We start from the raw sequence: 13,356 nt of genomic DNA, 5'->3' as shown, positions 1-13,356 counted from the left end.
AAAGGAAATAATCACAAAACGCAAACACTATGATTGATAGTGATTGTTTTGTGCGCACCTGATCGATTATAATGCGGCAATGCAAAAATCGAAGCGAGCCCCCGGCGTGCGCCGGGCCGAAATCCGTCGGATCCTCCGCACCCAGCAATCTGCGACGGTTGAAGAGCTGTGCGCGCTTTTGAATGCCTCGCCTGCCACCATCCGCCGGGATCTCGCGGCTCTAGAAGACAATGACGAACTCGAACGAAGCCACGGCGGCGCGGCCGTTCCGCTTCTTCGCGAAGCCGAGCAAAATTTTGCGCAGCGCGAAGCCATCGACGCCGAAGAGAAGCAAGCGATCGCGGAGGCGATCCTTCCCCTCCTCGCTCCGGGAAGCACATTGTTCATGAATGATGGCTCAACCGTGATGGCGATCGCGAAACTGATCGTCGAGAGCGGGATCGAGTTGTTCGTCGCGACACCGGCTGTCAACGTCGCTGCCAAGCTGTCGGAGAGCAAATCGATCACCGCATGTTTGCTCGGCGGTTTTGTGCGGCAATCATCGCTGGCGACGTCCGGTCCATTTGCTGAAGCCATGGCTGCCCAGATCAACGCCGACCTTGCAATCATTTCGCCCGATGGCCTGCATCCCGAACAGGGACTGACATTCCTGAATGCAGAGGATGCCGCTCTGGCGCGGAGAATGGCGTCTCAATCAAAAAGCGTCGCAGCGGTCGCGACCAAAACAAAACTCATGTCGGTCAAACGCGTCATCGGCGTCGCCATGTATGCCGTCGATCATCTGGTGTGCGGCTGCTCGCGCGCCGAAATCCCGTCGGCACTCACGGAGAGCGGCGTGAATATTTTATCGCGATCGAAGGAAAAAGCATGAAGGGGCCCAATGCGCGGGCGGCTCGTCAGGGCCTTTGGTTTTTTCTTCCCGCTGGCGTGTTTCTGACCGTCATTCTGGTCTATCCGATGCTGTACTCGCTCTATGCGAGCCTGACGAACATGCGGCTGACGAGCCCCATCACGCGTTTTGTCGGGCTCGATACGTATTGGAGCGTTCTGACGAACAGCGCGTTCGGAAGTTCTCTCGCAGTGACGGTGATTTTTCTCGTCGCAGCGATTTCGCTCGAATTTCTGATCGGCTTTGCGCTCGCGCTCTCCTTCAAATCCATGCGCAACACGCATCCCATTATGCGCGCGCTCCTCATGCTGCCGTTGATGGCAACACCAGTCAGCGTCGGCTTGATCTGGAAGCTGATGCTCAACAGCGACTTCGGGATCATCCCCTATGCCGGTCAACAGTTGGGCTTCGGTACGCTTCTCTGGCTTGCGGATCCCATCCTCGCGATGGTGTCAATCATCATCATGGACGTCTGGCAGTGGACGCCCTTCATGTTTCTGATCCTGCTGGCAGGGCTTGAGGGCTTGCCGGAAGAAGTCTTCGAAGCGGCTGAAGTCGACGGATCGCGATCATTCGACTTGCTGATCCACATCACGCTGCCGCTCATGTCTCGCATAATTGCGGTGGCGCTGGCATTCCGCGTGATGTTTGCGATCGCGACATTCGACACGGTCTTCGTTCTGACGAAGGGCGGCCCTGCGCGCGCAACGGATCTCATCACTCTTCTCATTCAGCGCGAGGGACTGGTGAACCTCAACGTGGCTTTGGCATCGGCGATGTCGTTCCTCGTGTTGCTGATGGTCACGGCATTCAGCGCCTTTACATTCAAGCGAGTGCTGTCAAATGGCTGAGAACCGTCGCAAGAGCTGGCTCGAAGCCGCGCATCTCGCCGCCAACATCCTGATCGTTGCGCTGTTCCTGTTTCCATTGGCATGGATGATCCTCGGCGCCTTCAAGGCGCAAGCCGATCTCCTCTCTCCAACCCCCGTATGGTTCTTCACGCCGACGCTCGATCATTGGTATTTCATTTTTGACAATTGGAATGTCGAACGGCATCTGGTGAACAGTATCATCGTCAGCGTTGCGACGACGGTCCTCACTTTGCTGTTGGCTTTGCCTGCAGCCTACGGGCTTGCCCGGTTTCCGATCAAAGGCAAAGACGCGATCACATTTGAGATCCTGAGCCTCAAGATGATCCCGCCGATCGCGGCAGTCGTGCCGCTGTTCATCTTGATGCGACAGGTCGGGCTTTATAATACGCTGACGGTTCTCATCCTCCTCAACACGGCGTTCCAGCTGCCATTCGCCATTCTCGTTCTCAAATCTTTCGTCGAGGAGATCCCGCGCGAGATTGACGAGGCTGCGACGGTCGATGGCTGCCGTCCGTTCGGTGTGCTTTGGCGCGCCATCCTTCCGTTGTCCGTGCCCGGATTGATTTGCTGCGCCGTGTTCGTATTCATCTTCAGTTGGAACGAATTCATGATCGCGAACACGCTCGTGGGCGGAGACTTGCGGCCGCTGCCCCCAATCGTCGGATTGGCACTCACGCATCGCGGCATCCTCTGGGGACCGGCGCTTGCACTTGGCGTCGTTGTCCTGCTTCCGGTCTTTGCTCTGACGTTCTCGCTCTCGCGCTACATGGCGCGCGGACTGACATTCGGAGCCGTCAAAGGATGACCGAGGAGGAAGCCATCGCTGCTTTGCCGATCTGGCGTAGCACACCGAGCCTGGTGCCTTTGGAGAAAGGCCGGACCAACCGCAACTTCATCATCCGCCATGGCGATGACCGCTATTTCGGCCGCATGGGCGTAGACTTACCGCATCACGACGTGAAGCGCACGAATGAGCAGGCGTGCGCGAAATTCGCGGCCGAATTAGGCGTTTCACCGGGCGTCCACTACGCCGACAACGGCATCCTGATTACTGCCTTCGTCGACGGCGCCACCTTGTGCGCCGCTGACATGCATGACGACGAGACGATTGACGCGATCGCCGCAGTTCTTCGCCGCCTTCATGCCCGCCCCGCACCTCGCACGATCACGGCGCGCTGCGGCGTTGCGATCTGCCGTAACTATCTCGAAACGACGCCCGACGACGAGCTACCCGTACCGCGCGAGACCATCATCCGGCTGCTGGGCGAGCCAAATCTCCATGGCGACTGTCTCGTCCACACCGACATCATCCCTGAAAACTTGATGCGCACCACAACCGGTTTGCTGCTGATCGATTGGGAATACTCCGGGCGCGGCGCTCCTGAAATCGATCTCGCATCAGTCATCTCGAATGGCGATCTCACTCCGGCTGAAACACAAAGGCTGCTTGCCGCATACGGGCCTCATCGCACCGAAGTATTGGAACAACAGCGCGTGGCTCTCATCGTACGCGAGGCCTTGTGGTGCCTCGCTCAACTCCGTCACGGCGGACCGCAGGGCGACATGGTTTCGTACACGAATCTCTGCATCGACCGAATGCTGAGACTATTTTCATGAGTGCTCAGTTCGATATCGCGGTCATTGGCGCGGGAGTCGTCGGTTCGGCGATTGCCCGCGATCTATCCCGCTACGACTTGAAAGTCGTTCTGCTCGAAGCCAATACGGATCTTGGCGACGAGTCGAGCAAAGGCAACTCCGCCCTCATGACCGAGGGACACGACACGCCGGCCGGTTCCCTGGAGCGCGATCTCGTTGTGCGCGGGTACCAACGCTATATGACTGAGGCTCCGCAACTTGGCCTGCCGATGCGCAAGACCGGCGCCATCATGCTGGCCTGGACTGACGAGCAACGCGCGACTGTCGAGAAGCTTGTCGAGGAAGTCCATAGCGAAGGGTTTCACAACGTCCACCTGCTCGAGGGCTATGAAGTGGCAAGGCGTTGGCCTCAGTTCCGCCCCGGTGTTCTTTGTGCGCAATGGATGCCCGATGAAATCATCGCCGATCCGTTCTCGACGCCATACGCCTATGTACTCGACGCGGTCACCAATGGAGTCGCGTTCTGGCGGCCGTGGCGCGTCTCACGCGCCGAGCGAAACGCTCGCGGCTGGCGGTTGAGTAACAACCGTGGCGACGTTCTCGATGCCGGTCTGGTCATCAACGCGGGCGGTATCCGTGCCGATATGGTCGAGAGCTTGGTCGGCCATTCCGATTTCGTGATGCGCCCTCGGCGCGGGCAATACATTCTGCTCGACAAGCCGGCGCGAGCGATCCACGACATCATCGCGTATCCGACACCGACACCGGCATCGCGCGGCATTCTGATATCGCCGACGATATTCGGAAACGTACTCGTCGGCCCGACTGCCGAAGAGGTGGAAGATCGCGACGACCGCGGCGTCACCGAGGCCGGACTCCGCGCGTTACGGCAGGCAATCGATGACATGGTTCCGAGCCTGCGTGGCATGCCGGTGAACACGATCTATGCCGGCATGCGGCCAGCAACCAACCACAGCGATTATCAAATCATCCCGCGCTTCGATGAGCGCTGGCTGACGGTTGCAGGCATTCGCTCGACAGGGTTTTCAGGCGCCTTGGGTATCGCCGAACATGTGATGTCTCTCGTGTTTCCAAACGTTTTCGATAAGCAGCCGGTCAATCCAGTGCGCGGCGTGCGCGTGCCGGATCTATCGGAAACCAGCATTCGACCCTGGGCGGATCCGGAGAAAATCGGGGCCGATCCCGCGTATACGGATATGCTCTGTCATTGCGAACGGATCAGCGTCGGAGAAGTGCGGGACGCTCTCAACTCACCGGTCCCACCGGCATCGATCAAAGCTCTGAAGCGACGCACACGCGCAATGTTCGGCCGTTGTCAGGGCTTCTATTGCGGCGCGCGCGTGCAGGCCATGTTCGACGAAGCAAAGGTCAAGCGCGATGCGTGACCCGAAGGTACTTATCGTCGGCGCAGGCCCCGCAGGTCTGGCCGCAGCGGCCGAACTGACAAAACGCGGCGTGAGCGACATCCTCATCATCGATCGCGATGATGCGCCCGGCGGCCTGCCGCGCTTCTGCGCGCATCCGGGTTTCGGCATCGGCTATTCGGCAATTCCCCGATTTGGTCCTGAATTTTCCGCGCGTCTCGTCCGCGCTGTCGAAGACAAAAACGTGCGCATCCTCTGCAGCACCACCATGACCGCCCTCGATAACGGTCCCGCTGTTTCGATCACCGGGCCCGAATGCGGCTATCGGATCATCAAGCCTCGCACCGTAATTCTCGCGACAGGCATTCGCGAAGCAAACCGTGGCAACAGAATGGTGCCAGGGGACCGGCCGGAAGCTGGAGTTTTGACCACAGGGTTGCTTCAGCAGATGGTCGCGCGGAGTGTCCCCTTCCCCGCCGCCATGAAATCAATCGTCGTTGTCGGCACAGAGCACGTATCATTCTCGGCGATATGGACCGCACATCATGCAGGGTTGAAAGTACGCATGATGGTGGATGACGGCCCGCGGATCAGCTCATTCCGCCCCGTGGGATGGCTCGCCAAAGCGATCGGCATCGATATTCGCCTTCGCACGCACGTCGCTGCGATCAAAGCGCGCGACAACCGCGTTTCAGGCATCGTTGTCGATGGCCCTCGCGGAACCGAGACGATCGCCTGCGATGGCGTCGTATTCACCGCCGGTTGGATACCCGAAGTCGCAGCCGTCGCGACCGGTCCTGTCAAGGTCGATGGACAAACCGGCGGTCTCGCAGTCAACCGCGCCGGACTGACGAACGTCCCCGGCGTCTTCGCAGCCGGCAACGTTCTTTCCCCGCTCAAGGCAAGCGGCTCGTGCGCGATACAGGGCCGGCGCGTTGGATTATCCGTAGCAAAATATCTGGGCTCACAGAGCTAGGCGACGCCGAAGTGACTCTGCCGATCAGTAACAGTCCGACTACGGTGGCTTAGCGCCGAACATCCTCAGTTTTTCTTGCATTTGGTGGGTCGTGCTCGAACGGAATCAACGTTTCCGTGCCGGCTCAAGCATAGGGCATTCAAGAGCAAATAATGTTTTGAACAGATAGTGCACAAGTAAATCAGGCGGCCGGCTTCGTCGCCAATCGAATCACCAGTAAGCAATAGGGGTTTGCGCGCGGGTACAAGGATTTACGTCTGGAATGGCGGAGAAAAGCGAGACAATTGCGAATCTCGATACTGCCGTCGCTGGGCCATCTGTAAGCCGAATGCCTGCTAGGCCCTTTTTGAGACTTTCGAAGTCTCCGGCGACAAGCTTCGCAGCGCTTCCGATTGCGGCCGAACGGGTAATCGTCATCGAGCCAAAAAGTGGCGCCGTTCTCTTCTCAAAAAATCCCACCGTGGGCCGTCCTATCGCCAGCATTCAAAAGTTACTGACGGCCCTCCTTATTGTTGAAAGGGGATCGTTGAAAGAACGCATCGAAGTATTGCCGGAAGATCTGCCGGCAGATGCGCAATGTCTACCCGTGACGGCGGGTCTCCGCCCCGGCGACGCTTATTCCCGGCAGAGCTTGCTTTCAGCAATGCTGATTGGCAGCGCCAACGATGCCGCGAGTGCCCTGGCCCGTGACCACTCCGGCAAGGTCCAAGCTTTCGTAGATGCGATGAACGTGCGCGCGAAAGAGTTGGGAATGCACAGCAGCCGGTTTTGCAATCCCGGCGGCCTCCCCCACGAAGAGCAGTTTTCTACCGCCGAAGATGTTGCGGTCCTCGCAAGAACGGTCGACGACATTCCCGATGTGCGAGCCATCGTCGCCACACAGGCCTGCAATTTGATCCACGGCGACGGATCATCGGTGCGCTTGAACAATACCAATCGCTTGTTGCGTACGATGCCGGCCTGCGACGGCATGAAAACGGGCTTCACTCGAGCATCGGGCAACTGCCTCGTCGCGTCCGGTTCTTTGAGACAGATGCGGCGCATCGTTATCGCGCTGAACAGCACCATGGATCAAATTTGGAGCGATGCCCGCCAGCTCTTGACTCTCAGTCTCGGCATCCCCGATCGAACCAGCGGAGCCTCACTTGTTCCAGACTGATCAGCGCCGAGAGCCCCCCACCTTCACCAACCGGAATAGCGCTTGCCAAGCCCGCTTGCGGGATTTGACGTTCGCACTGTCGGGACCCAAGACGCGGCAGCACGCGCGGGTCTATGGCCGCGGCAAGCAATGGCAAAAGACGGCACGGCAACTGGACGATCAATTCGACACCTTTCTCCGGACGTTCGGATTGCCCTTTAAAACCTGGGCCGAAAACAGCGTCGGCGAACGCTACGACCCGGAGACGGTGTTCTACCCCTTCGGCGGTCCCGACTTTTGTTTTCCCTACTACCTCTCCCCGAATGCCCGCGAGTATATCCTCGTCGGCTTCGAGCCCTGTTCGCTTTGGCCGCTTGACGCGTTGTCGCCCGCGTTTGAATTCGGCGACACCCTCGAGGCGATGCGCCATTATCTTTGCTTTTCTTACTTCATCACGAAGGACCTTCACCGCAGTTTGGCGGCGACTAACGTGCGCAGCGTATTGCCTTTGCTTCTGACGCAGATTGCCCGTTGCGGATTGCCGTTGCTCTCGCTCGAGTTCATCGATGGAGCAGAAGGTCTGTGCATTGAGTTCGGCGAGAGAGATGATCCTCGGCGCCTGCATTACTTCCGGCAGGATTTGCGTGACGGTCATTGGAGTGAAAGCAGCAGCCTGCATCGCCGTCTCTTGGCGGCTAAAGGTCTGGCCGTGTTCGTGAAGAGCGCGAGCTATCTGCTGCACGAGCCGCCGTTTGAGAGGTTACGGCAAGTGATCAGGGATCACGCGTCGGTATTGGTTCAGGATCCAAGCGGCGTTCCCTACGATTTGCTGAAGACGTGGCGCTGGAGCGTTGGTCTTCATGGCCAATTTACGTCTGACATCCCTGTCTTCTCTCGATATGACCAATCGAGCCTCGCGCGCGCGTATCTGGCCTCGAAAGACAGTCGCCGGCTCGATTTCGGAATAGGGTATTTGACGACTCCCTCCGCATCGAGCCTCATCGTGGCCAGTCCGCCGGAGCGCGCTTTCGTATCCCATCAGGAGGTGTCATGCGCATCGTGATGACGCAGCGCGAGCTGAGCAATGTCGCTGGCTCGGAGATGGTGACTGTTGAAGTGGCAAAGACTTTGGCCGCTCGCGGGCACGAGATCGCGGTGTACAGCCCGAAGATCGGCGATGTCGCCAAGCTGCTGCTGCCGAGCGGCGTACAGGTTCTGTGCGAGCTCCGCGACGCCCCGTGGACACCTGACCTGATCCACGGTCAGCACCACTTGCCCGCTATGGCCGCGATTGCGAGGTTCCCGACATCATCGGCAATTTACTACTGCCATGGCACGCAGCCATGGGTCGAAAGACCTCCCGTCCACGGCAGGATCGGCAGATATGTGATGATGTGCGAGTGGATGGTGCTTCGCACTCAAGCTGAACTCGGACTGGCGCCCGAGCGCGTTACGTTCATTCCGAATTTCGTCAATACGACGCGCTTCTCCGAAGTGCGCCGGGCGCCGGCGCAAATTCGCAACGCACTGCTGTTCGGGGGATCGCGTCTACCTGAGGCCGAGCTTGTTCAACTGGAGGCCGCGTGCGCAGCTCTTGGCATCAAACTCGACAAAATCGGGCACGCATATAAAAGCCACCGACCGCGCCCCGAGGTCTTCCTTCAGCAATACGATCTCGTCTTCGCCATCGGCAAATGCGCGTTGGAGGCGATGGCGACAGGCTGCGCAGTTATACCCATCATTCCGGGACAAGCCGGCGCGCTTGTAACCGCCGACACATTCGACGAATGGGCCTTCTCGAATTTCGGACCGCGCTATTTCATGTCGTCTAGCCAGATCAACGAGCAGTGGCTGCGAAAGCAGATCGACAGGTATTCGCCCTCAGATTTGGAGCGGATCACGGCAAAAGTCCGCGTTGAATGCACGATCGACGTCGCCGTCGATAGGCTCGAAGCCATTTATCGCGAGGCGGCGCAAGCAAAGCCAGCAGCGCTCGTCGCGGACGATTCCTTCGCGCCCTATCTGGAACAGCTCGCGAAGGATGTTGACCCCATGTGGGCCGAGCTGGAAGGCATCCATGGCAAGCTCAAGAAGTTGGCGGAGATGAAAGCGAAGTTGCGCGAGAGCACCAGAGCACAGCAGCACCAGCAAGTGGAGTTGCTCGCGCTCTACCGCAAATTTCACGGAGACCATCTCCCTCGACACCTGCGCTGTCGAGAGCTTCTTCACCGCATGTGGGCGAGCTTGCGAGCGCAATGGTCACGAAAGCGTCTCAGGCACGTGATCCCTGCGGAGTAATATAGCCCCGGCAATCATTTGATATTGGCACCTTAAGCATGACGCAGATGATCAGTTTCGACTGGCCGAGGACAATGGGCTCTGCGATGGCGCCATTAGCGCCGCTTCATCCGAGCTTCGTCGATGGCGCGACGGCCCTTTGTCCGTTCAATGATGACACACCGAAACTATTCGAGCGCTGGTTTGCGGACCAGGAGCTTATAGGCGTCATGGGCGACTGGGAATTTCTTCCTCTGCCCTATTACGACCAGACGCCCGAGGAATTCGTTCGTCGAACACGTCGCAGCACCTGGTTGGTGTGCGCGAGAGAGAACGAAAGCCTCGTCCCAATCGGCTATACGGGGCTTTATGTACAGTCTCGCCATCGCGTCGGAATATTAAGGCTAGCGATTGCTGAATCAAAATATCGCCGGCAGGGTCACGGGCTGCGAGCCACGCGAATGGCGATCGATTGGGCGTTCCGATCATTGGACCTCTTCACGCTGCATCTTTCGGTCACGGCCGCAAATCAGTCCGCGATTGAGCTTTATCGCGGATGCGGCTTTCGCGAATGCGGCCGTTATCAGCTGTCCCGATTTTCCCGCGATGGCCGGTCCGATGAAGTTCTGATGGAGTTGATGCGCTCCGATTGGCCGCCGGCCAACCGATAACAAGCCCTCACTTAGCGCTCAGTTGAATACGCTGATGTCTGGTTTTGGCCCATTGCGGACATCGGCAACGGAAGATCGTACCGTCTGATTTAGGATGGATAGCTGACATGTCGGGATCGCAAAGCAGTCTCCCGTGATGAATTCCCAATCAACCTAAAATGGAATGGCCTTCCGAAGCGATCGGCCGATTTCACCCGCTCCCTTCGTAATGGAGCGTCCCGCTTTTGTGGCAGGATCGGCAATGATATCGGCTGTTTTCAATCGCCGGATGGGATCGATGCGCAGAGTCTTTCCGACAAACGGAAATGCAGTGCCGACTCCCAGCCCCGGAATGAGGTCCTTTGAAAACTTGAGGGGCGCTGAAAGTATGCCCCCAACCGTCGCCCGAACGATGCGCCCGACGGTATTATGGCGGCGGCATGTATGCGTCTTCGTGCAGATATCAACCTCGCCCTCCTGGAGAAGCACCAGGGTATCGCCATTACCGTCGACATAGACGTCGAACACCGTTCCGCGCACGCCGATCGTCGCTGACGGCGTGTCGATGCGATAGGCATCTTTCTTTTCCGAGCCGGTGATGAAACGAAATGTGCCCTTGATGAAATTGACCCCGATGCTCGTTATACCGCCTGAATTTCCGATCACGAAATCATCGAGCTTCAGACCAGCGTTCGGCCCGAGAGCAAGCTTCGTCTGGTCGTCGAGCTTCAACTCCGCCTGCGCCTCGCTCCCCGTCTCCAGATATTCGGAGCGGTGAACGCGGCCACCTTCCTGCAAATCTCGTTTTTCCTCGCCGAGCGTTGCAACGACCTGTCGCTTGATCGTTAGGGCGGTGCCAATCTCTGGCGCGCCGTCGTCAGCGAAGGCCGGACTGTCGAACGCGAGCCATATCGCCGCAAACACGACGACGACTTGGCCAGCACGTCGAAGGCTCGGCAGCAAATTGCTCCGCATGCAAAATATCCGAATAAAGTATTTCCCTCATTCTGAGCCTTATGTATCATGCTCCACGAAATCCACCACGGGCGTTTTTTAGTCGACATGCTGCATAAAGAGGCGCCTCGCGATCGCTGGCTGAGCATTCGCGCGACTTACTGGCTGCTGATCGCCGGAGTGCTGGCAGCAAGCGTCCAGTTACGTGAGAAAGACCCAGAATTTATCGCCCGTTTGCGATTGCTCGGCTTCGACGTTCTGCAGCAAACGATGCCGCGCGCTGTGAACGCTGATTATCCGGTCCGTATCATCGATGTCGACGAACCCTCGATAAAGGCATTCGGCAATTGGCCGTGGAAACGCGACGTCCTCGCTCGGCTCATTGACAGGCTCTTTGCGTCGGGCGTCCGCGTCGTAGCATTCGATATGGTTTTTCCGGACCAGACGCCGGGCCTGTTGGCCCAATTGCCGGAAGCATTGCGCAACGCCCCCGAGTTAAAGCCGCTTCTCGACACCTATGCTGACGCGCCATCCCCCGACGATGCGATGGCGAAATCATTGCGCGGTCGCCCCATCGTGCTCGGCATCATCGGCACGTCCAGGGATACGGGTTTCACCTCACAGGCCAAGGCATCGTTTGCGACGATCGGCGAAAATGCCTCTGCTTTTGTTCACAGATTCCCCGGTGCATCCGGCAATATCCCTGTTCTTGCGCACGAGGCCGCCGGAATCGGCGCGTTAAACTGGTTGCCGGACCACGACCAAATCCTCCGCCGTATTCCCTTGCTCGTCAGCATAGCGGGCGAACTCTATCCCTCGCTCGTTGGCGAGTCGCTGCGTGTGCTCATCGGCGCGAAGACGATCCGCGTGCGCACCGCCGGAGAGGGTGGCTTCACCGGAAACACAGGCATTACGACGGTCGGGATCGGTGACGCAATCATCCCGACTGATGCCGATGGCCAACTATGGCTTCACTTCTCACGGCACGATCCTAAACGTTCGATTTCTGCTGCCGACGTGCTTCGAGACACGGTGCCGCCCGGCAGTCTCGAAGGCCGCGTCGCAATCGTCGGCACGAGCGCGCCGGGACTTCTCGATTTGCGCGCGACACCGCTCGATCCCGTCATTTCCGGCGTCGAAATCAATGCGCAGGCGTTGGAACAGTTGATCGATGGCGCTCCACTCGTCCGTCCGGACTACGCCAAGGGAATGGAAATCGCTGTCACGGTGATCTCGACCCTGCTGCTGGCGGCGATGATCTATCTGTGGGGCGCACGGATTGCTGCCATCGTCGGATTTGCTACGGTTTGTCTATTTGTCTTGGGCAGCCTCTGGGCTTTTTCCTATGGGTTGCTTTTGGACGCAGTGTTCCCGATCATGACCAATTCCGCCGCCTACATCTTGGGGACCGGCTACCTCTACTTCGAGGCGGAAAGCGAGCGCAACCGCGGCCGTCAGGCATTACAGCGCATCGCACAGGAGATGGAGTCAGCGGCACAGATCCAGCGGACCTTTCTTCCGCAAGCTATCCCGACCGGTCCGCTCGATGACAAGTTCGATATTTTCGCCATCATGAAGCCCGCCAAGTCTGTGGGTGGCGATTTCTACGATTATTTCCTGATCAACGATAGAAAGCTCGGCTTCTTGGTAGGCGATGTTTCCGGCAAGGGCGTACCCGCCGCGCTCTTCATGAGCGTCTCACGAACCGTGCTACGGACGATCGCGTTTGAGAACGATGAGCCCGGACAGGTGCTGTCCAAAGTCAATTCCATTCTGGCACGCGACAATACCGAAGGCATGTTCGTCACGATCGCCTATGCCGTGCTCGATCTCGAGACCGGTGTCTTGACGTTCTCGAGCGCCGGACATGACGATGCTGTATTATTGACCGGTATCCAAGATTTCGAACAAATAAATCACATGGGCCCCGCGATTGGTCTGTTCGATGGTGCGGAATATCCGACCGCGATGCGCCACCTTTCACCAGGCGACGCTGTCGTTCTTCTCACCGACGGGATCACAGAGGCATTCAACATCGACGGTCGGGTCTTCGGCTCCGAGCGCCTCATGAAATGGCTGAACAAGAGAACCCACGTCGCATCGGCCGAAATGGTTCAACACTTGACCGCCGAGGTGGAACGCTTTGCAGAAGGAACCGAGCAGTCCGACGACATAACATGCGTGGCGCTCCGTTTCCGCGGCTAGCCTTCACATGCGATATCGAGACGATTGAACTCTCCCTCGCGCGCGTAGTCGATCCGGCTGGCGCGTTCTCGGATAAGCGCGACGCCAAAGCCGCCAGGCTCACCCGACATCAAATCTCGATCCTTAGGAAGCGGCCATTCCCGGATGTCGAAATAGGCACCGTTGTCCCGGACGGTCGCCTTGGCGCAGCCCGGTTGAAGATTGATGTCGATAGATATGAACGGGCCCGCGCGATCCTTGAGGCCGTAGCTGATGAGATTGGCGACGATCTCGTTGAGACAGAGTTTAAGATCGGCCGCCAACGATTTTTCAATGCGGCTTTCAACAAACGTTCGGTCGAGCCAGGCATTCAATCGTGTAACGTCGGAGGGTGTGGGCTGGAGACTGATCTGACCTGCGAATTTCATTGACGCT

The 13,356-nt window shown here is 58.3% G+C and carries 13 protein-coding genes; 11 read left to right on the top strand and 2 right to left on the bottom strand.

The window, feature by feature from the left end; all coding sequences use genetic code 11:
* Positions 1–79 precede the first annotated feature (79 nt).
* From BM399_RS06240 to BM399_RS06195, 10 genes are all read left to right on the top strand, one after another.
* Positions 80–871 (top strand): DeoR/GlpR family DNA-binding transcription regulator, encoded by a 792-nt coding sequence (locus tag BM399_RS06240; RefSeq protein WP_143111344.1) that lies wholly within the window; start codon positions 80–82, stop codon positions 869–871.
* Positions 868–1,740, top strand: coding sequence for a carbohydrate ABC transporter permease (locus BM399_RS06235; RefSeq protein ID WP_092865613.1), 873 nt, complete (start codon positions 868–870; stop codon positions 1,738–1,740). The genes BM399_RS06240 and BM399_RS06235 overlap by 4 nt, the downstream gene beginning before the upstream one ends.
* Entirely contained in the window at positions 1,733–2,566 is an 834-nt protein-coding gene (locus BM399_RS06230; protein WP_092865610.1) for a carbohydrate ABC transporter permease, read from the top strand. The genes BM399_RS06235 and BM399_RS06230 overlap by 8 nt, the downstream gene beginning before the upstream one ends.
* Positions 2,563–3,378: a choline/ethanolamine kinase family protein gene (locus BM399_RS06225; RefSeq protein ID WP_092865607.1), complete on the top strand. Its 816-nt coding sequence runs from the start codon at positions 2,563–2,565 to the stop codon at positions 3,376–3,378. The genes BM399_RS06230 and BM399_RS06225 overlap by 4 nt, the downstream gene beginning before the upstream one ends.
* A complete protein-coding gene (locus BM399_RS06220) occupies positions 3,375–4,763 on the top strand; it encodes an NAD(P)/FAD-dependent oxidoreductase (protein ID WP_092865604.1) in 1,389 nt (462 codons plus the stop codon). The genes BM399_RS06225 and BM399_RS06220 overlap by 4 nt, the downstream gene beginning before the upstream one ends.
* Positions 4,756–5,718 (top strand): FAD-dependent oxidoreductase, encoded by a 963-nt coding sequence (locus BM399_RS06215; protein WP_092865601.1) that lies wholly within the window; start codon positions 4,756–4,758, stop codon positions 5,716–5,718. The genes BM399_RS06220 and BM399_RS06215 overlap by 8 nt, the downstream gene beginning before the upstream one ends.
* A gap of 262 nt (positions 5,719–5,980) precedes the next feature.
* Entirely contained in the window at positions 5,981–6,877 is an 897-nt protein-coding gene (locus tag BM399_RS06210) for a D-alanyl-D-alanine carboxypeptidase family protein (RefSeq protein ID WP_092865598.1), read from the top strand.
* Positions 6,864–7,919, top strand: coding sequence for a hypothetical protein (locus tag BM399_RS06205; protein WP_143111343.1), 1,056 nt, complete (start codon positions 6,864–6,866; stop codon positions 7,917–7,919). The genes BM399_RS06210 and BM399_RS06205 overlap by 14 nt, the downstream gene beginning before the upstream one ends.
* Positions 7,907–9,154: a glycosyltransferase gene (locus BM399_RS06200; protein WP_092865591.1), complete on the top strand. Its 1,248-nt coding sequence runs from the start codon at positions 7,907–7,909 to the stop codon at positions 9,152–9,154. The genes BM399_RS06205 and BM399_RS06200 overlap by 13 nt, the downstream gene beginning before the upstream one ends.
* A gap of 38 nt (positions 9,155–9,192) precedes the next feature.
* Positions 9,193–9,804, top strand: a complete 612-nt coding sequence (locus BM399_RS06195) for a GNAT family N-acetyltransferase (RefSeq protein ID WP_092865588.1) — start codon at positions 9,193–9,195, stop codon at positions 9,802–9,804.
* A 153-nt stretch (positions 9,805–9,957) separates the two neighbouring features.
* Here the strand turns inward: BM399_RS06195 and BM399_RS06190 are convergent, their stop codons facing one another.
* Positions 9,958–10,758 (bottom strand): FecR family protein, encoded by an 801-nt coding sequence (locus BM399_RS06190; RefSeq protein ID WP_092865585.1) that lies wholly within the window; start codon positions 10,756–10,758, stop codon positions 9,958–9,960.
* Positions 10,759–10,806: 48 nt separating this feature from the next.
* On the opposite strand from BM399_RS06190, the gene BM399_RS06185 reads away from it, so the two are divergent.
* Positions 10,807–12,942 (top strand): CHASE2 domain-containing protein, encoded by a 2,136-nt coding sequence (locus BM399_RS06185; RefSeq protein ID WP_092865582.1) that lies wholly within the window; start codon positions 10,807–10,809, stop codon positions 12,940–12,942.
* Here BM399_RS06185 and BM399_RS06180 read toward each other — a convergent pair.
* Positions 12,939–13,349 carry an ATP-binding protein gene (locus BM399_RS06180; RefSeq protein ID WP_092865579.1) on the bottom strand — a complete coding sequence of 137 codons (411 nt, stop codon included), beginning with the start codon at positions 13,347–13,349 and terminating at the stop codon, positions 12,939–12,941. The genes BM399_RS06185 and BM399_RS06180 overlap by 4 nt on opposite strands.
* Positions 13,350–13,356 lie beyond the last annotated feature (7 nt).

Origin of the sequence: Hyphomicrobium facile (genome assembly GCF_900116175.1) — a bacterium.
In the GTDB taxonomy this organism is placed as follows: domain Bacteria; phylum Pseudomonadota; class Alphaproteobacteria; order Rhizobiales; family Hyphomicrobiaceae; genus Hyphomicrobium_B; species Hyphomicrobium_B facile.
The sequence above is the reverse complement of the archived record's forward strand: the minus strand, read 5'-3'. Positions and strand labels throughout refer to the sequence as shown.

Excerpts from the sequence above, each read along its gene's own strand:
- BM399_RS06190 (WP_092865585.1), bottom strand. The coding sequence starts at position 10,758 with ATGCGGAGCAATTTGCTGCCGAGCCTTCGACGTGCTGGCCAAGTCGTC.
- BM399_RS06210 (WP_092865598.1), top strand. The coding sequence starts at position 5,981 with ATGGCGGAGAAAAGCGAGACAATTGCGAATCTCGATACTGCCGTCGCT.
- BM399_RS06185 (WP_092865582.1), top strand. The coding sequence starts at position 10,807 with ATGCTCCACGAAATCCACCACGGGCGTTTTTTAGTCGACATGCTGCAT.
- BM399_RS06235 (WP_092865613.1), top strand. The coding sequence starts at position 868 with ATGAAGGGGCCCAATGCGCGGGCGGCTCGTCAGGGCCTTTGGTTTTTT.
- BM399_RS06230 (WP_092865610.1), top strand. The coding sequence starts at position 1,733 with ATGGCTGAGAACCGTCGCAAGAGCTGGCTCGAAGCCGCGCATCTCGCC.
- BM399_RS06215 (WP_092865601.1), top strand. The coding sequence starts at position 4,756 with ATGCGTGACCCGAAGGTACTTATCGTCGGCGCAGGCCCCGCAGGTCTG.
- BM399_RS06240 (WP_143111344.1), top strand. The coding sequence starts at position 80 with ATGCAAAAATCGAAGCGAGCCCCCGGCGTGCGCCGGGCCGAAATCCGT.
- BM399_RS06220 (WP_092865604.1), top strand. The coding sequence starts at position 3,375 with ATGAGTGCTCAGTTCGATATCGCGGTCATTGGCGCGGGAGTCGTCGGT.
- BM399_RS06200 (WP_092865591.1), top strand. The coding sequence starts at position 7,907 with ATGCGCATCGTGATGACGCAGCGCGAGCTGAGCAATGTCGCTGGCTCG.
- BM399_RS06180 (WP_092865579.1), bottom strand. The coding sequence starts at position 13,349 with ATGAAATTCGCAGGTCAGATCAGTCTCCAGCCCACACCCTCCGACGTT.
- BM399_RS06225 (WP_092865607.1), top strand. The coding sequence starts at position 2,563 with ATGACCGAGGAGGAAGCCATCGCTGCTTTGCCGATCTGGCGTAGCACA.
- BM399_RS06195 (WP_092865588.1), top strand. The coding sequence starts at position 9,193 with ATGACGCAGATGATCAGTTTCGACTGGCCGAGGACAATGGGCTCTGCG.